The following is an 18,967-nucleotide window of genomic DNA, read 5'->3' on the forward strand; positions in this document are numbered from 1 at the left end:
CCGGGAGGGGCATCTCCGGGGGAACATGATCCGGGCCACTCACACAGCCCGCGAGAACGGATAATCCGGCAAGAATTGCGATGCGGCGCATGAAATCTCCATAGGCGATGACCGCAAGGCGGTTCGCTAACAATCTATTATCGCTTATGGTTAATTTTTACTTTCCATGTCGTGGAGCAACTTCACATGGCAAGCTAAGCGCAGCGGGGGCTCGGCGCGCTGATAGGGGGATCACCAGACAATGGGCGGATAAGAGTTCGCTAACTATCGAATGGCAGCTATGCACCAATATCATTGAATTCAAATCGATAGGATGTTATCTAATTCCATGACAACGAACATGAAGAAGACCTGGACCGAGTTCGCACCCTTGCTGATGATCTGCGGGCGTGGATGGCGCCGTGCGCTCAACGCCGTTTTGACCGACCACAAGCTTTCCGACGCCAGCGCCGCACCGCTCATCGCGCTCATCCGGCATGGTGACCGGATTCCGCAGAATGTGCTGGCCGAACGGGTCGGGGTGGAAGGGCCGACGCTCGTGCGTGTGCTCGACAGTTTGGAGAATGATGGCTTGATCTGCCGGGTCGCCGACGAGGCGGACCGGAGGATCAAGCTGGTGCAGCTTACCGGGGAGGGCACAGCGGTCGCCGAGCGCGCCGAGCGCTGTGCGGCAAAGTTGCGAGAGCAAATCCTTGGCGATCTCGACCCCGACCAGGTCGATGCCGCTATCGAGGTTTTGCGCGCCGTCGCGGATCGAACCGCGGCGATAACCGGAACGCAGGACAATGACGAGTAGCCACAATCCGATCTCCCCGAGCATCTGGGATGTCGTTTTCTCCATCAAGACCTTCACCGCGGCGATGCTGGCGCTTCTGATCGCGCTTTGCTTCGATCTGACGAATCCCTACTGGGCGGTTGGCTCGGTCTACATCGTCGCGCACCCGCTGTCGGGTGCCAGCACGTCGAAGGCGATCTATCGCCTGATCGGCACCGCGATCGGCGGCGCGATGACCATCATTCTGGTGCCCAATCTCGTCAATTCACCGGAGCTCCTGACGCTGGCGATCGCGCTCTGGATGGCGTTCTGCCTTGGTGTCAGTCTGCTCGACCGCACGCCGCGCAGCTATTCCTTCATGCTGGCCGGCTATACGACGGCGCTCACCGGTTTTCCGATCGTCGCCAACCCCGAGACCGCCTTCACCTATCCGGTTGCCCGCGTCGAGGAGATCGCTCTCGGCATCATCTGTGTTGCGCTTGTGAGCCGTCTGGTCTTTCCGCGCCATGCCGGTCCCGTGCTCGCCGCACGTATGAATAGCTGGGTTCACGATATCGCGGCACTCGCCATCAGCACGCTGAACAGCAGCGACAAGAGCGACGCGCTGCAGGCGGCCGCCCGCAAGCTGGCTGCCGATGCGGTCGATCTGCACAGCTTCACCACGCATGTTGCCTACGACACGTCGGGTCTGCGCGACATGGTTGGGCGCACACGCACGCTGCAGCAGCGCATGGTCGCCATGTTGCCCGTTGTCTCTGGTCTGGCCGATCTCCTTCATGCCTTCCGCAAGGCGACCGACGGCAAGCTCACGGTCTCGGCCAATGAGTTGATCAGGCGCGTGACTGAACTGCTGTCGAACGAGGCTCCCTATGGCGAGGTCGAGCGGCAGGAAATTCTTGCGTTGATGGAAAAGGCCGAGCAGGAAGGCCGCGAGCAGCAGGAATGGAACGGCCTTCTCGCCCATAATTTCACCTCCCGTCTGCGCGACCTGCTGCAGATCTGGAGCGACTGTCTGGCGCTGCGCGACGACATCGAAACCGGCGGCCGCCGCGAACTGCGCTGGCAGCGTTTCGGTACGCTATTCGACCGCGCACCGATCCACCGCGACTACGGCATGGCGATCCATTCGGGTCTCTCGGTTATGCTGGCGACCTTCATTGCCGCAGGGCTCTGGATCCTCACCGGCTGGTCGCAGGGTAGTGCTGCCGCCATGATGGCGGGCGTGCTCTGCTGCATCTTCGCGACGATGGACGATCCGGCGCCAATGATGCTGAAGTTCATGTATGTGTCGATCTTCGCGGTTGCCGTGGCCTTCGTCTTCGAGTTCGGCCTGCTGCCGCTCGTGCATGGCTACCTGCCGCTGGCGGCTGCTCTGGGCCTCGTGCTCATTCCGGCCGGCGTGCTGATGCCAAAACCATCGCTGATGATTTACGGCCTCGGTTTCGGTGTCAACTTTCCGAACATGCTGGCCCTGCAGGATCGCTTGAACCCAGACCTGAGTTCGTTCCTGAATTCCAACATGGCAATGGTGGTTGGCCTAGTGATTGCCTGCGGCACCACGGTGCTGGTGCGCTCCGTCGGTGCGGAATGGACCGCCTACCGTGTGCTGCGCGCCGGCTGGGCGGATATCGTGGCCGTGGCGCGCAAGTCGGATGCACCTGACTTCGCAAGGTTGCTCTACCGCATGGTGGATCGCTTCGGTCTGGTTGCGCCGCGCCTGGCGCGCATTCCGGTCGAATCCGCCGTCGCCCAGAACGACATCCTTGGCGATCTGCGCAATGGCCTGAACACGATGGAACTGCAGCGCCACCGGCAGCTGCTGACGCGCGACAGCCGAAAGGATGTCGACGAGGTTCTGTCGGGAATTGCCGGCCTCTACCAGCAAAAGCAAAAGCATGGTCACGCCCAGCCGGGCGAGGGCCTCTTGAAGGCGATCGACACATCGTTGGTCGACCTCATCAACCAGAATCCGTCATCGGCCGTCGAGGGCGCACGACGGGCCATCACATCGCTTCGCTACAATCTGTATCCGGATGCGAATTTCGTGATGCCTGACGCGACCATTCAGGCCGGCGGACAACTCGCAAAGGAGAATGCGGCATGAGACCGGAACTCGATCTTTATGGCGTCTTCATACCAACGCTCGCGGCAATTGCCGTTGTTGCCTTCTTTCTCAACTCCATCCTGCGGCGAATCCTGGCCTTCATCGGATTCTATCGTCTCGTGTGGCACCGGCCACTCTTCGATACGGCCATGTATTTCTGCCTGCTCGGCGCGCTCGCGCTGTCTTTGAACAAGGTGTCATTATGAAATCGCTTCTTGCTTATTCCGGCCGCTTCCTTCTGACCGGTGTCGTCGTGGCGCTGGCCGGTGTGCTGGGCTGGCATCTCTGGGACTACTACATGAACGACCCCTGGACGCGTGACGGCAAGGTTCGCGCCGATGTCGTTCATCTGGCGTCGGACGTGTCCGGCATCGTCAGCGAAGTTGACGCGACCGACAACCAGACGGTCAAGAAGGGTGACGTGATCTTCCGCATCGACCAGGCTCGCTTTGCTTTGGCGCTGCGCCAGGCCGAGGCGCAGATGGAGAGCAGCAAGGCCGCGCTCGACATGGCCAAGAGCGATCTTGATCTCTACCGCAAGCTCGGCGAGAGCTCGGTGACCCGGCAGAAGATCCAGCAGGCGGAAACCACGGTTCAGCAGGACGAGGCGACCTATAACCAGGCCGTCATCAGCCGCGACACCGCGCAGCTCAACCTCGACCGCTCGGTCGTGCGCGCACCCGTCAACGGCGTGCTCACCAACTTCTCGATGCGTCCCGGCAATTACGTGACGGCGGGCAGTGCCGTGACGGCGCTGATCGACACCGATTCCTACTACATCTCCGGCTACTTCGAGGAGAACAAGCTCGATCGCATCAAGATTGGCGATGAGGCGCTGGTCTATCTCATGGGCAGCGAAAAGCCGCTCAAGGGCCGCGTCACCGGCGTTGCCAGCGGCATAGAAGACCGCGAGCGCAGCGATACGGGTGCGCAGCTCGCCAACGTCACGCCGACCTTCACCTGGGTTCGCCTGGCGCAGCGCGTTCCCGTTCGGGTGACGCTCGACGGGGCGCCGGGCGAAACCGCGCTGGTCGCCGGTCGCACGGCAAGCGTCACGATCATCGAGTGATCTAACCATGGCGTGAGGCAGCCGGTTCGGCGCCTTACGCATGATCCAACACGTTACGGCCCACGGGTCCTTCAAGGGCTGTGACGAGGCATGCGCGGATTAAGCCCGTCCGCGCATGCCTGAACCTACGAATGCCCGGATATTCTCAATGATCCGGGATCAGGAGACATCCGTGGACGATCGCCACGTCATCGAAATCACCACATGGCTGATGCAGAGCGGGCTGAAGGGCCTTTCCGAGGCCGACCTGCTCGACGGCTTCTGCGAGCGCTGCGTCGCGAACGGCTTGCCGATCGGCCGATCCGTTGCCGTCATCGATACGCTGCATCCGCTTTATGAGGGACGCGCGTTCCGGTGGGATGCCTTGGAGGCCGTCGAGCGTGTCTCGGCCTACGGCGTCGCCGGGGCGGGCAACTTCGCCGACAACTGGCTGCGCTCGGCGTTTCACTATCTTGAGATCGAAGACGCCAACGAGGTTCGCCGTTCCTTCCTTCGCGGCGACGCCGCCGATTTCTATCTTCTCGACGAATTGAAAGCGGCAGGCTTTACCGACTTTGTCGCCATGGCGCATCGTTTCGGCGATGAGGGGGCGATCGGCGAGATCGACTGCTTCTTCTCGCATTTCGCCACGCGGGCGGCCGACGGCTTTTCGAAGCAGGATCTGGCGGCGTTGCGCGAGCTGCTTCCATGTCTGGCATTGGCCGTCAAATGCGTGACGGTCAGCGGCGTTGCCGGAACGATCGCCAAGGTCTATCTCGGCGACGACGCCGCCAACCAGGTGCTGCACGGCAAAATCACGCGCGGGCGCAGCGACAGGATTTCCGCGGCCCTCTGGTTTTCCGACCTCGCCAATTTTACCCACATCTCCGACACGGTCGATCCGGAAGAGATCATTCCGATGCTGAACGACTATGCCGACGCGGTGATCTCCTCGGTGCAGGAGGCGGGCGGCGAGGTGTTGAAGCTGATGGGCGACGGCACGCTTGCCATCTTCAAGGGCGAGAAGCCGAGCGAGGCCTGTCTGTCGGCGCTGAAGGCGCGGACGCTGCTCGACAAGCGGCTTTCCGACCTGACGGCGCAGCGCCGCATCGAGGGGCGGCCGGTGACCGATGTCTATCTCGGCCTGCATATGGGCGACGTGTTCTACGGCAATATCGGCAGCAAGGACCGTCTCGACTTCACGGTCATCGGCCCCGCCGTCAACGAGGTCAGCCGCATCGTGTCGCTCTGTCGGTCGCTGCAGCGCAAGGTGCTGATGTCGGCAAGCTTCGCGGCGATCGTCCCCTCGACGCAGATCGATCTGACGTCGATCGGCCAGCACGCGCTGCGTGGCGTCAACCGCGCCCAGGAACTCTTCACGCTTCTGCCTACGCTGTGAGGTGGCGGTTCTGAGATCGCCATTGGCCAAATTAGACCTCGCAAAGTAATTCGGCAGCCTCTAAAACAGCACATCAATACAGCGGCCCCTCGGTCGAGGAGGCAGGGCCGCTTCATCGCGCAATGGGGAATTTTCGATGGATCTCTCGAACTGGAAGGGCGTGGAGCGCCCGGAGCGTATTGCTCTCGAAGGACGCTATGTCAGGCTTGAGCCGCTTGACGCGGGCCGCCATGGGCGCGACCTGCTCGCCTCGGCGCAGCAACCCGGCGCTGATGATCGCTTCCGCTATCTCTTCGAGGACACGCCCGCCGACATGGCAGCCTTCACAACGTGGCTGGAGAAGGCCGAGGTGTCGGCGGATCCAATGTTCTTCGCCGTCATCGACAAGCGTACCGGCCGCGCCGAGGGGCGTCAGGCGCTGATGCGCATCGATGCCACGCATGGGGTGATCGAGATCGGCAACATCTTGTGGGGACCGGCGATCGCGCGTAGCCGCGTGACGACCGAGGCGCTCTATCTCTTCGCCAAGCTTGCCTTCGACGAGCTCGGCTATCGCCGTTTCGAGTGGAAGTGCAACAATTCGAACGAGCCGTCGAAGAAGGCGGCTGAGCGCTTCGGCTTTAACTTTGAAGGCGTGTTTCGCCAGCATATGGTGGCCAAGGGCAAGAACCGCGATACGGCGTGGTTCGCGATGATCGACGCCGACTGGCCGAAGCTGAAGGCCGGCTACGAGGCGTGGCTTGATGCCGACAATTTCGACGATGCCGGGCAGCAGAAGAGCAAGCTGCGTTTCGACTGAGGTCTTGCTGATCACTTCGAGCGTCTGTTGAGGCGCTTGGCGATGTGATTCCGCAATTGGCGGCAATCCATTGATCTATAAAAACTATTTTTGACGCGTGCGGCGGCCGGTTTCCTGGCCGCCGCATTGCATATCAGACGGCGATGCGCCGCGCGGCCTTGTCGGATGCCTTCCGATCGTCGCCATATTGCTCGATGATTTGCTTGGCATCCTCGACCGAAATGCGGTGCTTCTTGGCAAGCGTGACCGCATCATAGGGTCCTTCGGACGCAGCCGTTCGTGTGGCTTGAGCCATCCTTTGTCTCCAATCCATTGTGTGGGTTATCGCGGAAGGCGGATCGCGGTTTGTCGCGATATCTGCTCCGTGGTCCAGACATATATGGGGATTGGGAGGCCTGCGTTCCAGAGACGGTCTGTCGCAGCGAATTTGATTGAGCTGTCATGGAACCCATCGAGTCCCGCAGGTGTTTCCCTGCCGAAGGAGACTTTGCATGGAAAAAAAGACCGGCGTGAAAAAGAAGTCGAAGCCGCCCATCGTCGAAGTTGCCGTCACATCCGAGGAAGGGCGCGTGGCGGTGGGCATCATGAACGCGGAGCAGGCGCTCGAGCTTGCAGATACCGTCGATGTCGAGGTGTCGCATCCCGATCACGAGGCGGGGGCGACCGATGTGTTTATCGCGGCTGACGAGCTTCGCGAGCATCCGGCTGTCGCCGCTTCATCGGCGGCGTCGATGAAGACCAGCGAGGCTGTGGGCGGCAAGAAAGGCAAGCCGGAAGGGCTTGAGACGGAGGCCGCGTTGCGGGAGCATCTGGCTGCTCTTGAGGCTGACGCGCCCGCCGAAGAGGGCCAGCAAGGGCCGCCGGCCGATTATGTGCTCGAAGACGATCAGGTGGCCGATGAAGACATGCTCGACGAGGAAGGATCGCTGCGGCGGCTTCAGGAAGAGGTCGACAATCTCCGCGCCCGGCTTCACGTCATCCGAGAGCAGGCGGGCACCGTCGTTAGCGTCAATGCCAAATGGGCGGATGCCAGCGCTCACGAGCAGCTCGGGTCTTACCCGTGGGCGAAGCTTGCCGGCGCCATGGCGTTTACCTTCGTTGCGACCAGATTGCTGCGGCGGTTGCCGCTCGGTGCGGTCGCAAGTGCCGCTCTGCCGTTGGCGGCGGCCGAGATGCGGCGGCGTTACGATCGATAACGCCGCTGTTTTGTGGTCCTGACCGATTTGCCGATCAGGGGCGAAGCAGGGGAACGTGCGGAGCGGCTGTCTCCGGCATATGGCCGGAGAGGCGCGGATCGTCGATCACCTCGACCAGGAAGGCATAGGGTTTGAAGCCGGCCTTCTGGTAGAAGAAGATGGCCGACGGATGATCGAAATGGCAGGTGTGCAGCCAGAAGCGGTTGATCGGCCGCGCCCATGCGCGAGCCACCGCTTGGGTGATCAAAAGCTTGCCGGCGCCCTGGCCGATCGCGTCCGGAACGAGGCCGCAGAACACGAGCTCGCATTCGCCGGGCTCGCGAAAATCAAGCTCGAGCAGACCGATCCGTCGGCCTTCTTCCGACAGGATCGTGTAGATCTCGACATCGGGATCATGGATGATCGCTGCGAGCTTTTCGTCACTGATGATCAGCCGCGAGAGCCAGAGCCAATTCTCGCCGACTTCGCGAAACAGCTGGCGATAGTCGTCGAGCGAAGGCGCCTGCCAACGTTCGAAACGCAAGGCGCCCGGGGCGGGCACGCTGACATCGGGCTTCTCGCGCATTTCGAGACACGTCACGACATTGGCGAGCTTGCCGCGCGGCAGTTCGGAATAGCCCATCGGCAGCGGCGGATTGGTCTTCATTCAAGGCGTCCTTGCTCTTCGTCGTCGGCGCCTGCAAGTGCTGGCGAAACCAACCGATCTCGCATTGTCGCCCAGCCCTTGGCAACAGTATTTTCAGCAGCCACTTCCCTTCCTCAGGCTTTCGGCCTTACACTCTCTTTCATCTCCCGCTGGATGAATGCTCATGCTGTGCAACAGGACAGTATCGCTCACATCATTCGTCATCGCCGCCGCGGTCGCAGGCCAGGCGGCCTCGCTATTGGCGCAGGAGAAATCTCCCAGGCGCACACCGCCGGGCGCCATGATCTCCGTCCGTGACGTCATCAAGCCCAACCCGCACGACGGCGCACTTGCCGCCCCTGTTCTGTCCAATACGTGGTGGATGCGGATGGGGGCGGGGCAACAGCGTGTCGTGCAGCCGGGGGGCGCTGATGGCGCGGGTATCCGGGACGCCGATCCTGCCGGTAAGCCGCAGTGACGTCGACGCTGCCTTCCCCGCAAAAAAACCCGCCAGCTTCGCGCTCTGACCCCGTCGTGCCGGCGTAACGTCGCGTTGTTTACCGTTGCGTACTTACGCCGACGGGACACTGCCTCTAGTCTTTCTCGATTACCCTTGCGGGGAGGCCTTCACGACGATGAACAGGCAGGGAGGGACAGGCGGAACGACCAGCGACGCGGCGCGGCGCGGCCTCGCGCGGCTTATGCTGAAGCTGCCCGCATTGCGCACGAGCCTGCTGGCTGCCGCATCGCGATCGCCTGATCTCTATGAGCTCTTCGAAGCCTATGAGATCGCCGCGGTCGCGCTCGAGACATTTCGTCGGAGCGGCGACCAGGTGCGGACCAGCGAATATGAAGGGCTCTGTTCCGGCATCGAGGATGATGTAACCCAGCACATCCTACGCACGAATTCACATATCCGAAATTGAAGCGTAACTGTCACGAAATGTATCATTTATTTGGCTTGTTAGCGTTTCGTATTGCAACTTAATGTTAAGTGCGCGATAGTTTTCCTGTTCTGCTTTAGTGGTCAGTGCGTATCGGGGGGCAGCCCATGAGTGCTGAAGTACACGGTGAGAGGGCATGCGAGGTCAGCCTTGAAGAGGCCGAGGCGGAGCTGGAGAGGCTCCTTGCGGATGGCCGCTTCCGAGTGTCGGACCGGCAGCGCGACATATTGCGTTACCTCGCCGAGCGCCGGTTTGCAGGATGCACCGAGGGTGTGAAAGCCTATTCCATCGCGCTTGATGTGCTCGGGCGCTCCAGCAACTTCGATGCCTCCATCGATCCGATCGTGCGGATCGAGATCAGCCGTCTCAGAGCCGCGCTCGACGGTTATTATGCTGCGTTCGGCGCTGAACTGGGCGTCTCCGTCCATATTCCGAAAGGCAGCTATGTCGCGCTGTTTCCGCAGGCTGATGTGGGCGGTCGTGCGCAGACAGCGCCAACGCAACTTGCGCATGATGCATACACAACGCTGGCCGATAGCGGGCCGGATGACGCCGCGGTGTCATTGCCACGTTTTGCGATATCGCGGCGCTGGATGCCGGCCGCGCTTTGCGTCGGGCTGCTGGCGCTTTCGGGCATCGTGGGCTGGAAGGCGATCGACCGTCCCGTGGTTACGCTGAAGCCCGCCGTCACCATCCTGATGAGCGCGGCTTCGCCTGACATGGCGGGCGAGGCGAGTGTGGCCCGTGACACGCTACTGACCGCGCTCTCCGCCTTCGACACGATCGTGGTGACGAGGCCGGGATCGCCGACGCAGCCGTCGCGCCGGGGCTACGAGGTTGATCTCAAATATTACGCCGACAGTGACGATCGCTCCGTCTGGTGGCAGGTTGTCGATACGGCGAGCGGCACATTGCTCAAATCGGGGCTGGAGCGGGTCGAGACCGAAGGCAAGGAGCCGGCGACGATCCGGCTTGAGATCGCCGGCGCGGTGGCGCGGCAGATCGCATCGTCGCGTGGCGTGATCAACGCGCTTGAGGCGAGGGAGGCTCCGGCGGATGCTCTAGGCAATGCCTGCGTTGCCAGGGCAGAATTCATGCTCGACGGCAGTGACAGCGGCGGCGGCGTGGAAGGGCTTCGCGGATGCCTGGAGCGGACGCTGGCGGGTGATCCCGAGGATCCCGACACCAGCGCAATGCTGGCACGGCTCTATGCCCGGGATACCGCGACCATTCCGCAAGCCCTCGAGATGGCGAAGTCCGCGGTTTCCACCGCGCCCCTTTCCGATCGCGCGCAGGGGGCGCTGATGGCGGCGCGTTTCGCCAGCGGACGGCTGGATGCGGCGATCGATGCCGGAAATAGGGCGATGGCGCTCAATCCCAACAATTCGGCGAATGCCGCGTCGCTCAGCCTCGTGCTCTTCGCCGCCGGCTATTTCAAGGCGGCGAACGACCTTGCGCGGGAGGCTGTCGCGATGGAGGAAACGCCGCCGCGCGACGCCTCGCTGGTGCTGGCACTTGATGCCTACCGTAACGGCCGGTGGTCGCAGGCGTCGCTTACGGCCGAGCAGGCCATCGGCAACGATATCCTCACGCGTGCCATTCGCGTCGCCGCTCTCGGCGAACTCGGCGCGGATAGCGCGGCGCAGCGTCTGGGGGAGGCGGCAACGGATCGGGCGGCATTTATTGCGGCTTTCCGGCAGGCGGCGAAAATGGCGCAGCTTCGGGCCGATCTCGTCACAAGCCTGGAGACGGGACTGGGGAAGGCGGGCGCGAGCTTAGAGGCCGTCGCGAGCATTTCGGGGCAGTGATTTACGGGCGCATTTACCGTTGCGTACTTGTGACGGCGAATGGGGGATTGAAGGTTCCGAGGTAGCATAAAAAGCAGGCCTTGGGACGAATGAGGGGACGAGCATGAAACTGAGATTTCTGACCGGAGCGCTTCTTGCCGGCGCATCGATGCTGGCCTGCGCGCACATGGCTGCTGCTGCCGAACGCGGTGCCGGCTTCTATCTGCTTGGTTCCAAGGGCCCGGCCGCAGGTATCCTCCCACCACCGGGCGTCTACCTTCAAAACGACATCTGGCTCTACAAAGGCGATCTCGGTGGCGGCACGCAGCTTCCGACCGGTGGCCGCGTCGCTGTCGGCGTCGAGGGCAAGGCAGCGCTCGCGGCACCGACCGTCATCTGGGTCGTTCCCGAGGAAGTGATGGGCGGGCGGCTCGGGCTTGGGGCGACCATCCCCGTCGGCTGGCAAGAGACGATCGCCGACCTGACGCTCTCAGGTCCTCGTGGCGGCGTGCTGTCCGGCGCGACGAAGGACACGGTGTTTACCGTCGGTGATCCGCTCGTCAGCGGCACGCTCGGCTGGGATGCCGGCAATTTCCATTGGACCACGGGCGTTCTCGTCAACGTCCCGATCGGCGATTATCAGGATGGCGAGATCTCGAACATCGCCTTCCACCGCTGGGGTGCTGATGTCAGCGCTGCCGGAACATGGCTCGATCCGGAGATCGGGCTCGATCTCTCGGCGGCGATCGGCGTGACCTTCAACGGCGAGAACCCCGACACGAATTATCGCACCGGCACCGAGTTCCACTTCGAATGGGCAGCCGTGCAGCATTTCAACGAGCAGTTCGACGCCGGTCTGGTGGGCTACTATTACGACCAGCTGACGGGGGATAGCGGCGAGGGTGCGTTCGGTCCATTCAAGGGACGGGTAGCGGCGATCGGTGCGACGATAGGCTGGAACTTCAAGGCCGGAGAGCTGCCAATCTCGGCGCGGATCAAATATTTCCACGAGTTCGCCGCCGAGAACCGCGCAGAGGGAGACTCGGTGTTTTTGACGATCTCGATGCCGCTGTCGATCACCAAGCCGGTCGCGGTGCAGTAGGTCGCGCGATTCATCTGGATCACTGGTCGAAGGCGAAGACCTTCTTCCAGTCGTTCTTCATGTCGACGACAAGCCAGTTGCGGCGCTCGGCCTCGTCCAGCGCCTTGTCGAGCTTGCCGAAGGCGGATTGGCGGTCATAGGCATATTCGCGCGCGCCATCGGTGTGGTGCACGATGAGGGCGAAGCCGGGCGTCTTGGCCGTGACCCAGCGCAGCATCTCGTAATCGCCATCGGAATTGCCGGCCACGAAGATCGGCTTGCGGCCGATGAACTTGTTGATGCCGGTGGGCTTGCCGGGGCCATCATCGATGAAATCGATCTTCGGCAGGCGCTTCAGCACCGGCACATCGTCGACAATGGCATATTGGGTGGCGATGGTGCTGCCGACGACCTGTTGCGGCGGGATGCCATAGAGCTTTTCCGTCACCGGCCGCATGAATTCGACGCCGCCGCCGGAGACGATATAGGTGGTGAAGCCGTTGGCGCGCAGATAGTCCAGCAGCTCGCGCATCGGCACAAAGGTCATCTCGGTGTAGGGCCGGCCGGATTTCGGGTGTTTCGCGGTCGCGAACCAATCGGTCACGATCTTTTCGAACTCGTCCGTCGTCATGCCGGCATGTGTTGCCATGCCGAGCTCGACCATCCCCATCTCGCCACCTCGGGCGATGCCCTTGACGTCGCCATTCAGGATGCTGGCGAATGGTTCCTTGGTCTTCCATTCGGGATGCTCAGGCGCCAGCGTCTTCACCCGGTCGAGCATGAAGCCGAGCTGGATATAGAAGGGCTGTTCGGTCCACAGCGTGCCGTCATTGTCGAAGACGGCGATGCGATCATCCGGAGCAACGAAACCGTCGCCGCCCTCGGTCGTCGTGGCTTTCACGAAGTCGATGATCCTCTGCCGGGCAGGGGTGTCATTCCACGAGGCCAGCGGTTCCTGCGCAAGCACGACCGCCGGTGCGGCAAGCAGGGTGACGGCGAGCAGGCACATGCGGATAGCGGCCAGGAAAGTTCGCATTGCGGTCATCGTGCTTCTCCCTTGCGCGCAACCCGCTTGATGCAGCGGAAGCCGACGTGGCTCGTCGATGTGTCCTCGGGCTCGGCATGGCGGGCGGCGGGGCGGTAGCGGCGGCAGTAATTGGGCGCGCAGAGATGCGAGCCGCCCTTCAGCACGCGACGCGGAATGCGGATATCGGGCAGGCGCGGATCGTAGCTTGCCTCCGCTTCACCCCCGCGCGGGTTGCTTGGGATGCAGCAGGAATGCCTGGCGGGCTCCGGATGGCGTGTCGTCCAGTAATCCGATGTCCACTCCCAGACATTGCCGATCATGTCGTACAGGCCGTAGCCATTGGGCGGAAAGGAGCGAACGGCCGATGTCCGCTCCTCGCCCTTGGCCTTGGTGGTTTGCGTCGGGAAGATGCCCTGCCAGGTATTCGCCATCGCCTTGCCATCGGGCAGGAGTTCGTCGCCCCAGGCATATTCGCTGTCCGATCCACCGCGCGCGGCGAACTCCCATTCGGCTTCGGTGGCAAGCTCGAGGCCCGCCCAGTCGGCATAGGCCTTCGCATCCGACCAGGCCACGTGAACGACCGGGTGGTCGAGCCTGCCGCGCAGGTCGCTGATGCCGCCGAGCGGGCGACGCCAGTTGGCGCCGAACTTGAAGCTCCACCATTGCGAGATGTCGGTACCATTGACCGTCTTCGGCTGCGTGAAGAGCAGGGAGCCGGCCCGCAGCATGTGGGGCAGCGCGCCCGGATAGTCGCGCGCATCCGGCGCCTTCTCCGCCATGGTCACATGGCCGGTCGCCTTGACGAACTCCATGAACTTGCGGTTGGTGACGGGCGTTTCCTCGATCCAGAAGCCATCCACCGTCACCGGATGCGCCGGTGCTTCCTCGGGATAATGGTCGTCGGATCCCATGGCGAAGGTGCCGCCCTCGATCCAGCGCATTCCTTCCGGTGCTGCGTCGATGTCGATGGTGTCGCTGAATGCAAGCGTCATGTTTCTGTCCTCAACGATGCTTCACGGTTTCGACGTCGGGAAGTACCCATTTCTTGGCGAAAAACTCTTCAGTCGGCCCGTAGGCCCGGAACATCAGCTCGAACTTTCGCTTCCCGTCGGTCGGGATCCAGTTCGCATCCTTGCCCCTTGGTGCCTTGGGACCAAAGTAGAGATCGACCGAGCCGTCTTCATTCTTCTCAAGCTCGGCGATCTGCGATGAGCGGCTGGCCCGAGGCATGTTCTTGATAAGCGCGTGGGTTTCGCGGTCGTAGGCGGTCACGGACCAGTATTGCTGCACGGGAACATTGGGCGGGACCCGCAGACGATAGGACTTTCCGCCATCGAAGTCGCGGCCATCCTTGTCGCGGATCGAGATGGAGTAGAACTGGCCGGCGCCCAGCCGCTTGATGCCGATATAGGCGTAGTGATAAGCGACGCCGCGGTCGTCAACGGGATAGGCGTCCGGCTCCTTGAAGTCCGAGGCGGCCGCCTTTATCAGGCTCGGATAGGCCGGGTAGGTCCACCGGCTCTTGTCGGAAAAGAACGGCGGAAGGCCCGCGTCATATCTGGCCGCGAGAAAGGTGTGGGCTTGCTTCACAGCCCTGTCGAGCAGTGGCTCAGTGCGCGCGTCCTTGGCGAAGGGCTTGCCCTTTTCGATGCCTATTGTCCGCAACTTGTCGATCATGATCTTGTCGCGCTCGATCCATGGCTCCTCCTGAACAACCCGGTCGAGATTATCGAACAAGCTCGCATCCCATTTGATCGTGCTGTCGAACATGATGTCCTTCACGTCGGAGAAGCTGGTCTCGGGCGGGTTCTGGGCGGCCGACAACGGATAGACCTTCAGCCTCTTGCCGTAGGCGATAGAGGCAGCGACGTCGGCGTCGGAGTGGCTGGCGAGATTGGAGCGAAACAGCATGTAGCCGCCATAGACCTCGGATTTCAGCGGCGTGAATCCATCGGGCACCGAGCCCGTGAAGCCAGGAGGCAGGATAACGAACTTTGCGCCCTTGCCCTTGTCGACGCCAAGCAGGCCTGCATCCTCCAAAGGAAGCTGCCATGCCGTCACGATGTTGCCGTTGAACGAGGCACGGCCGTCGGCCGGGGGCAGATCGAGGACGACTGGTCCGTCCTTCGTGGTGAAAAAGACCATGAAGTAGAGCGCATCCGGATTGGGCGTCAGCGTCTGGTTCTTCCAATCCAGCGGGCGCCCCCAATAGATGACGCCGCCGACTTTCCCGGGCGTCTTCGTCAGCATTTCCTGGCGCATGAGGTCGTAGTTCACGGCCGGCATGCCCCAAATCACTGCCTCAACGGCGGCGCGTTCCAATTCTGCGTCGAAGATCTTGCGGGCGCCATGGTCGGCCGCGGCAAGAGGGGTGGCAAGAAGGAGCGTCAAGGCAAGCGCGAGAAGTCTCATTGCATGGAACTCCACTCTTGTTGCTTGTGCACTAGAGGCCATCCACGCGTGCGCGCGTAAGTACGCAACAGTAAATGAGCGCGTAAATTTACGCTGGCGGGGCACATGGATACCGTGGCGCCGTCCCGCGCTCCGCGATCGAATGCTGTACCGGGCGCGATCGTGCCGCGCCCGGCAATTCGGCTTTCCGCTACTTCGCGCCTGGACCCTGGTCGATCGAGTTCATCAGCGCCGAAATCATCTGGTCGACGCTGAAGCTCGCAGGCCGTTGGCTCGGCGGGTATTCGCGGAAGGTCTGCAGGAAGGGAGCGACCTTGTAGACGCCATACTGCACGAGATAGGCGTTCTTCATCATCCAGTCGTAATATTGATCCGACACGACATCGGCGCGCTCGTAGGGGTCCATCCTGAGGTTGAACACCTTCGGCACGCGCAGGCAGGTGAACGGGTTCGCCCATACCACGAAGCCGCCCGGCTGCCGCTGTTCGCAGAAGACGATCTTCCAGTTGTCGTAGCGATAGGCGACCAGTTCACCATCGTCGTTGAAATAGAAGAACTCGTCACGCGCGGACTTCGGTTGCTCTCCCTTGAGATAGGGAAGCTGGTTGAAGCCGTCGAGGTGAACCTTGAACTGGTTGCCGCTGATCGAGGTGCCTTTCGCAAGCTTCTCCTTGATGTCGCCGTCGCCGGCAGCCGCGACCAGGGTCGGGAACCAGTCGAGGCCCGACATCATCTCGTTCGACACTTCGCCGGCCTTGATCTTGCCCGGCCAGCGGATCATCGCGGGAACACGGAAGGCGCCTTCCCAGTTCGTGTCCTTTTCGCTGCGGAACGCGGTTGTTGCCGCATCCGGCCAGGAGAACTGGTTGGGGCCATTGTCTGTCGTGTAGACGACGATCGTGTTGTCGGCGACCTTCAGGTCGTCGAGCGCCTTCAAGAGCTTGCCCACGTCGCCGTCATGCTCGACCATGCCGTCGGCATACTCGTTGCCCGGCATGCCGCTCTGGCCTTTCATCGAGTCCCTGACATGCGTGAAGACATGCATGCGGGTCGTGTTCATCCAGGTGAAGAAGGGCTTGCCGGCCTTGACCTGCCGGTCCATGAAATCGATGGCCGCAGACGTCGTCTCGTCGTCGATGGTTTCCATGCGCTTGGTGGTGAGCGCACCCGTATCCTCGATCTTGCCGTCGGCCGACGCCTTCAGGACGCCGCGCGGCGCATTGGACCGCACGAATTCCTCATCACCCTTCGGATAATAGGGTCGCTCGGGCTCTTCCTCGGCGTTCAGGTGATAGAGGTTGCCGTAAAATTCGTCGAAGCCGTGCTTGGTCGGCAGGAACTCGTCGCGGTCGCCGAGATGGTTCTTGCCGAACTGGCCCGTGGCATAGCCGAGCGGCTTGAGCGCCTGGGCGATGGTGATGTCACGCGGCTGCAGCCCGACGGTCGCGCCGGGGATGCCGACCTTGCAAAGGCCGGTGCGCAGGCAGACCTGCCCGGTGATGAAGGTCGATCGCCCCGCCGTGCAGCTGTTCTCGGCGTAATAGTCCGTGAACATCATGCCTTCCTTGGCGATGCGGTCGATATTCGGCGTCTTGTAGCCCACCAGGCCGAAGGAATAGGCGCTGATATTGGTCTGGCCGATATCGTCGCCGAAGATGACGAGGATATTGGGCTTGGACGTGTCCTGAGCGGCTGCAGCTTCCGCTGCCGGCGCGGGGGCCGCCGGCGCTGCCTGCTGGGCTCTGGCCGGAGACAGGAACGTGGTCGACGTCAGCGCCATCGCGACCGCGACCGTTGCCGAAAACAGCTTCTTTGGAAGGGAGTTCGTCATGACGGCCTCCCCACGGATGGATCGTTCAACATTGCGGTCTCCCTTGTGCCGGGCGGCCGGTGCCGCCGGATCTCGATCGTCGTCAGCCGACGCGAGGGGAGCCTTTCGCTTTATGCGCACGGGCGGAAGTACGTAACGGTAAATGATGGTGTAACCGGTGCGTAAACGGGGCGGCGGGGTGTGGGTTGTGTACTTCCCGGCACCGGCAAAATGCCGCGCGCGCAGATTGCAGCTGCCGCCCGACCACGCCAAGGGGGCGGGAGGTACGCTTGATCAAAGCTGCCCGGTCGCGGCTGGTTCGCCCATAACCGCATCTACGCCCCGACAGGCCGGCCATCGACGGCAGCTGGAAGCCGGCGGATTGCCGAAGCGGTGGAAATAGGCGCGGCAGCTGCTATTTCACGACCATAACCGGGATCGTCGATTTGGCTAGGACCTCCTGCGTCTGGCTGCCGAGGATCATGCGGACGATGCCGGTGCGGCCATGCGAGGAGATGACGATCAGGCCGCAATTGCGCGCCTGCGCGGTATTGAGGATGCCGGTCGCCGCCGAAATGGAGGTCTCGTTGATGAAGTCGGCCGCCACGCCTGCTTCGGTGGCCTTCTGCCGGACAAGCTTCTCGGTGGCGGCGAGATCGTCCTTGACGCCCAGATCATAGCTCTCCAGCGCCTGCGCCTGCACGACGCCCTGCAGCGCCAGGCCGCCCAGCGGCACCGTGACGCAAACGACTGTGACGGGCAGCCCAAGCGTCTTTGCCAAGGCCAGACCATGATCCAGCCCCTTGGTGGCCAATTGCGAGCCGTCGGTGGGGATCAGAATGCGGGTATACATGCGGGTTTCCTCTTTTGGATCTTGGTGGGATCAACTTTGAGGAGTGTAGCGGATTGGGTATGGAGGTGCTTTGATTGATGTCAAGTTCGGCGATTTGGTTGGGGCGGTCTGCATCTTGCATGTCGAACATAGCGCGCAGAGAATGTATATATGTGGACATTATTTCTTGTTGCCATTGGAGCGGCTACGGCTTTGCTGTCTGGAGAGCTTCGGCGCCTCCATACATGTTACGGGACGGCTCTTTCCATACTAGCGGGCGGAGCCGCCGTCATGGTGACGGCAGTTTGGCTACTTGCCGTTATGATACTCGTCCTGGATAGAAATCAGTTCGGTTTTCCGAGTTTTAAAGTCTGGTGGCTTGTTGCAACACTTCTGCTGCCGCTGGTCACGTTCGCCTGGACGAAGCGCCGCTTCTCAACGACGGTCAGTATTCTTCCCGCAACGGCGGTGTTCGCCACAGTGACCTTCGTCTTTATAAACGTGGGGCTAGGCCTGGCATATTCCGAATGATGCAGAATGATAAATGGCGCACCCGACAGGATTCTGTATCGTTAAAATATATAATAAAAACAATGGTATTGTCTACTCTTCGGCTGTCACAATGTCACGCAAAATGTTACAGGCGCAGGCAGCGTAAACTGTCTGGATTTCTGCGTTGCGTTGCGTTGTCCGTGCCGGACGGACGAGACGGTGGCCGGGGCGACAAATCCTTGAGGTGGGCGATCTCGTCGCGCAGCATCTGATTCCGGACGTTGAGCCGTCTATTATCGCGCCGCAGCGTTTCGGTTTCTTCAGGAAGGACAGCGTTCTCGGTCCGCAGCTCCCTGACCTCCGCTGAAAAGACGTCTACCCAATCAGCAAGATTCGTCACTAAACGCCGTAGCGCCTTCAGCGAAAGCGTGTCGGCATGCTCGGGGAAGGGGAGCCGTTTGGTCATGACCGAAACGAATCATGATTTGCCTCCTATAGAGGAGTCCCTACAGCCATCAGCTTCCGTCGAAGCCCAACGTCATGCACACATCAATGTCATACGCGGAGCACGCTCCCGCCGATTTTGCCCCCAGCTACCTGTTGCGGCTCATCACCGATATCACCGCGCTGTCCGAC

General features: G+C 61.9%; 20 protein-coding genes. 12 read left to right on the forward strand and 8 right to left on the reverse strand.

Features of this window, described 5'->3' with window-relative positions; genetic code table 11:
- Window positions 1–340: 340 nt before the first annotated feature.
- The 6 genes from ACODTZ_RS34635 (at window position 341) to ACODTZ_RS34660 (ending at window position 6,125) form a co-directional block, all read left to right on the forward strand.
- Window positions 341–796 carry a MarR family winged helix-turn-helix transcriptional regulator gene (locus ACODTZ_RS34635; RefSeq protein WP_181459274.1) on the forward strand — a complete coding sequence of 152 codons (456 nt, stop codon included), beginning with the start codon at window positions 341–343 and terminating at the stop codon, window positions 794–796.
- Window positions 786–2,879 (forward strand): FUSC family protein, encoded by a 2,094-nt coding sequence (locus ACODTZ_RS34640; protein ID WP_111563000.1) that lies wholly within the window; start codon window positions 786–788, stop codon window positions 2,877–2,879. The genes ACODTZ_RS34635 and ACODTZ_RS34640 overlap by 11 nt, the downstream gene beginning before the upstream one ends.
- Window positions 2,876–3,085 (forward strand): DUF1656 domain-containing protein, encoded by a 210-nt coding sequence (locus tag ACODTZ_RS34645; protein ID WP_047515002.1) that lies wholly within the window; start codon window positions 2,876–2,878, stop codon window positions 3,083–3,085. Before ACODTZ_RS34640 ends, ACODTZ_RS34645 begins: the two co-directional genes overlap by 4 nt.
- The gene (locus tag ACODTZ_RS34650) at window positions 3,082–3,948 is read left to right on the forward strand and encodes an efflux RND transporter periplasmic adaptor subunit (RefSeq protein WP_209235123.1); all 867 of its coding nucleotides are present in this window, start codon (window positions 3,082–3,084) and stop codon (window positions 3,946–3,948) included. Before ACODTZ_RS34645 ends, ACODTZ_RS34650 begins: the two co-directional genes overlap by 4 nt.
- A gap of 172 nt (window positions 3,949–4,120) precedes the next feature.
- On the forward strand, window positions 4,121–5,326 hold the full coding sequence (locus ACODTZ_RS34655; protein WP_489031684.1) for an adenylate/guanylate cyclase domain-containing protein: 1,206 nt from the start codon (window positions 4,121–4,123) through the stop codon (window positions 5,324–5,326).
- 136 nt (window positions 5,327–5,462) lie between these two features.
- Complete coding sequence (locus tag ACODTZ_RS34660; protein ID WP_489031686.1) at window positions 5,463–6,125, forward strand: GNAT family N-acetyltransferase; 663 nt, start codon at window positions 5,463–5,465, stop codon at window positions 6,123–6,125.
- Window positions 6,126–6,258: 133 nt separating this feature from the next.
- Here the strand turns inward: ACODTZ_RS34660 and ACODTZ_RS34665 are convergent, their stop codons facing one another.
- The gene (locus tag ACODTZ_RS34665; protein ID WP_018897213.1) at window positions 6,259–6,420 is read right to left on the reverse strand and encodes a hypothetical protein; all 162 of its coding nucleotides are present in this window, start codon (window positions 6,418–6,420) and stop codon (window positions 6,259–6,261) included.
- 196 nt (window positions 6,421–6,616) lie between these two features.
- Here ACODTZ_RS34665 and ACODTZ_RS34670 point away from each other — a divergent pair, with 196 nt between their 5' ends.
- Window positions 6,617–7,321: a hypothetical protein gene (locus tag ACODTZ_RS34670; RefSeq protein WP_489031688.1), complete on the forward strand. Its 705-nt coding sequence runs from the start codon at window positions 6,617–6,619 to the stop codon at window positions 7,319–7,321.
- Between the two features lie 34 nt (window positions 7,322–7,355).
- On the opposite strand, the gene ACODTZ_RS34675 is transcribed toward ACODTZ_RS34670, so the two are convergent.
- Complete coding sequence (locus ACODTZ_RS34675; protein ID WP_489031690.1) at window positions 7,356–7,967, reverse strand: GNAT family N-acetyltransferase; 612 nt, start codon at window positions 7,965–7,967, stop codon at window positions 7,356–7,358.
- Window positions 7,968–8,130: 163 nt separating this feature from the next.
- Here ACODTZ_RS34675 and ACODTZ_RS34680 point away from each other — a divergent pair, with 163 nt between their 5' ends.
- From ACODTZ_RS34680 to ACODTZ_RS34695, 4 genes are all read left to right on the forward strand, one after another.
- The gene (locus ACODTZ_RS34680; RefSeq protein WP_489031691.1) at window positions 8,131–8,424 is read left to right on the forward strand and encodes a hypothetical protein; all 294 of its coding nucleotides are present in this window, start codon (window positions 8,131–8,133) and stop codon (window positions 8,422–8,424) included.
- A gap of 157 nt (window positions 8,425–8,581) precedes the next feature.
- Window positions 8,582–8,872, forward strand: a complete 291-nt coding sequence (locus ACODTZ_RS34685; protein WP_489031693.1) for a hypothetical protein — start codon at window positions 8,582–8,584, stop codon at window positions 8,870–8,872.
- A 125-nt stretch (window positions 8,873–8,997) separates the two neighbouring features.
- Window positions 8,998–10,698, forward strand: a complete 1,701-nt coding sequence (locus tag ACODTZ_RS34690) for a tetratricopeptide repeat protein (protein ID WP_489031695.1) — start codon at window positions 8,998–9,000, stop codon at window positions 10,696–10,698.
- A gap of 103 nt (window positions 10,699–10,801) precedes the next feature.
- Complete coding sequence (locus ACODTZ_RS34695; protein ID WP_489031697.1) at window positions 10,802–11,779, forward strand: SphA family protein; 978 nt, start codon at window positions 10,802–10,804, stop codon at window positions 11,777–11,779.
- A gap of 19 nt (window positions 11,780–11,798) precedes the next feature.
- Here the strand turns inward: ACODTZ_RS34695 and ACODTZ_RS34700 are convergent, their stop codons facing one another.
- The 5 genes from ACODTZ_RS34700 to ACODTZ_RS34720 all read right to left on the reverse strand — a co-directional run bounded on the left by ACODTZ_RS34700 (window position 11,799) and on the right by ACODTZ_RS34720 (window position 17,860).
- Entirely contained in the window at window positions 11,799–12,767 is a 969-nt protein-coding gene (locus ACODTZ_RS34700; RefSeq protein ID WP_489031729.1) for an HAD family hydrolase, read from the reverse strand.
- A 32-nt stretch (window positions 12,768–12,799) separates the two neighbouring features.
- On the reverse strand, window positions 12,800–13,777 hold the full coding sequence (locus ACODTZ_RS34705; RefSeq protein WP_489031699.1) for a formylglycine-generating enzyme family protein: 978 nt from the start codon (window positions 13,775–13,777) through the stop codon (window positions 12,800–12,802).
- Window positions 13,778–13,787: 10 nt separating this feature from the next.
- On the reverse strand, window positions 13,788–15,197 hold the full coding sequence (locus ACODTZ_RS34710) for a DUF1214 domain-containing protein (RefSeq protein ID WP_489031701.1): 1,410 nt from the start codon (window positions 15,195–15,197) through the stop codon (window positions 13,788–13,790).
- Between the two features lie 190 nt (window positions 15,198–15,387).
- The gene (locus ACODTZ_RS34715; protein WP_489031703.1) at window positions 15,388–17,028 is read right to left on the reverse strand and encodes an arylsulfatase; all 1,641 of its coding nucleotides are present in this window, start codon (window positions 17,026–17,028) and stop codon (window positions 15,388–15,390) included.
- A 394-nt stretch (window positions 17,029–17,422) separates the two neighbouring features.
- The gene (locus tag ACODTZ_RS34720; protein WP_489031705.1) at window positions 17,423–17,860 is read right to left on the reverse strand and encodes a universal stress protein; all 438 of its coding nucleotides are present in this window, start codon (window positions 17,858–17,860) and stop codon (window positions 17,423–17,425) included.
- Between the two features lie 270 nt (window positions 17,861–18,130).
- Here ACODTZ_RS34720 and ACODTZ_RS34725 point away from each other — a divergent pair, with 270 nt between their 5' ends.
- On the forward strand, window positions 18,131–18,370 hold the full coding sequence (locus tag ACODTZ_RS34725; protein ID WP_489031707.1) for a hypothetical protein: 240 nt from the start codon (window positions 18,131–18,133) through the stop codon (window positions 18,368–18,370).
- 106 nt (window positions 18,371–18,476) lie between these two features.
- On the opposite strand, the gene ACODTZ_RS34730 is transcribed toward ACODTZ_RS34725, so the two are convergent.
- Window positions 18,477–18,797, reverse strand: a complete 321-nt coding sequence (locus ACODTZ_RS34730; protein ID WP_489031709.1) for a hypothetical protein — start codon at window positions 18,795–18,797, stop codon at window positions 18,477–18,479.
- Window positions 18,798–18,967: the final 170 nt, after the last annotated feature.

The sequence above is a fragment of the Rhizobium sp. FG113 genome (assembly GCF_057809895.1).

What these genes read in the sequence shown, in the direction of transcription:
- ACODTZ_RS34725 (WP_489031707.1), top strand. Translation starts at nt 18,131, where the DNA reads ATGGTGACGGCAGTTTGGCTACTTGCCGTTATGATACTCGTCCTGGAT.
- ACODTZ_RS34660 (WP_489031686.1), top strand. Translation starts at nt 5,463, where the DNA reads ATGGATCTCTCGAACTGGAAGGGCGTGGAGCGCCCGGAGCGTATTGCT.
- ACODTZ_RS34645 (WP_047515002.1), top strand. Translation starts at nt 2,876, where the DNA reads ATGAGACCGGAACTCGATCTTTATGGCGTCTTCATACCAACGCTCGCG.
- ACODTZ_RS34680 (WP_489031691.1), top strand. Translation starts at nt 8,131, where the DNA reads ATGCTGTGCAACAGGACAGTATCGCTCACATCATTCGTCATCGCCGCC.
- ACODTZ_RS34720 (WP_489031705.1), bottom strand. Translation starts at nt 17,860, where the DNA reads ATGTATACCCGCATTCTGATCCCCACCGACGGCTCGCAATTGGCCACC.
- ACODTZ_RS34705 (WP_489031699.1), bottom strand. Translation starts at nt 13,777, where the DNA reads ATGACGCTTGCATTCAGCGACACCATCGACATCGACGCAGCACCGGAA.
- ACODTZ_RS34665 (WP_018897213.1), bottom strand. Translation starts at nt 6,420, where the DNA reads ATGGCTCAAGCCACACGAACGGCTGCGTCCGAAGGACCCTATGATGCG.
- ACODTZ_RS34685 (WP_489031693.1), top strand. Translation starts at nt 8,582, where the DNA reads ATGAACAGGCAGGGAGGGACAGGCGGAACGACCAGCGACGCGGCGCGG.
- ACODTZ_RS34675 (WP_489031690.1), bottom strand. Translation starts at nt 7,967, where the DNA reads ATGAAGACCAATCCGCCGCTGCCGATGGGCTATTCCGAACTGCCGCGC.
- ACODTZ_RS34700 (WP_489031729.1), bottom strand. Translation starts at nt 12,767, where the DNA reads ATGTGCCTGCTCGCCGTCACCCTGCTTGCCGCACCGGCGGTCGTGCTT.
- ACODTZ_RS34650 (WP_209235123.1), top strand. Translation starts at nt 3,082, where the DNA reads ATGAAATCGCTTCTTGCTTATTCCGGCCGCTTCCTTCTGACCGGTGTC.
- ACODTZ_RS34670 (WP_489031688.1), top strand. Translation starts at nt 6,617, where the DNA reads ATGGAAAAAAAGACCGGCGTGAAAAAGAAGTCGAAGCCGCCCATCGTC.
- ACODTZ_RS34710 (WP_489031701.1), bottom strand. Translation starts at nt 15,197, where the DNA reads ATGAGACTTCTCGCGCTTGCCTTGACGCTCCTTCTTGCCACCCCTCTT.
- ACODTZ_RS34635 (WP_181459274.1), top strand. Translation starts at nt 341, where the DNA reads ATGAAGAAGACCTGGACCGAGTTCGCACCCTTGCTGATGATCTGCGGG.
- ACODTZ_RS34640 (WP_111563000.1), top strand. Translation starts at nt 786, where the DNA reads ATGACGAGTAGCCACAATCCGATCTCCCCGAGCATCTGGGATGTCGTT.
- ACODTZ_RS34715 (WP_489031703.1), bottom strand. Translation starts at nt 17,028, where the DNA reads ATGACGAACTCCCTTCCAAAGAAGCTGTTTTCGGCAACGGTCGCGGTC.
- ACODTZ_RS34695 (WP_489031697.1), top strand. Translation starts at nt 10,802, where the DNA reads ATGAAACTGAGATTTCTGACCGGAGCGCTTCTTGCCGGCGCATCGATG.
- ACODTZ_RS34690 (WP_489031695.1), top strand. Translation starts at nt 8,998, where the DNA reads ATGAGTGCTGAAGTACACGGTGAGAGGGCATGCGAGGTCAGCCTTGAA.
- ACODTZ_RS34730 (WP_489031709.1), bottom strand. Translation starts at nt 18,797, where the DNA reads ATGACCAAACGGCTCCCCTTCCCCGAGCATGCCGACACGCTTTCGCTG.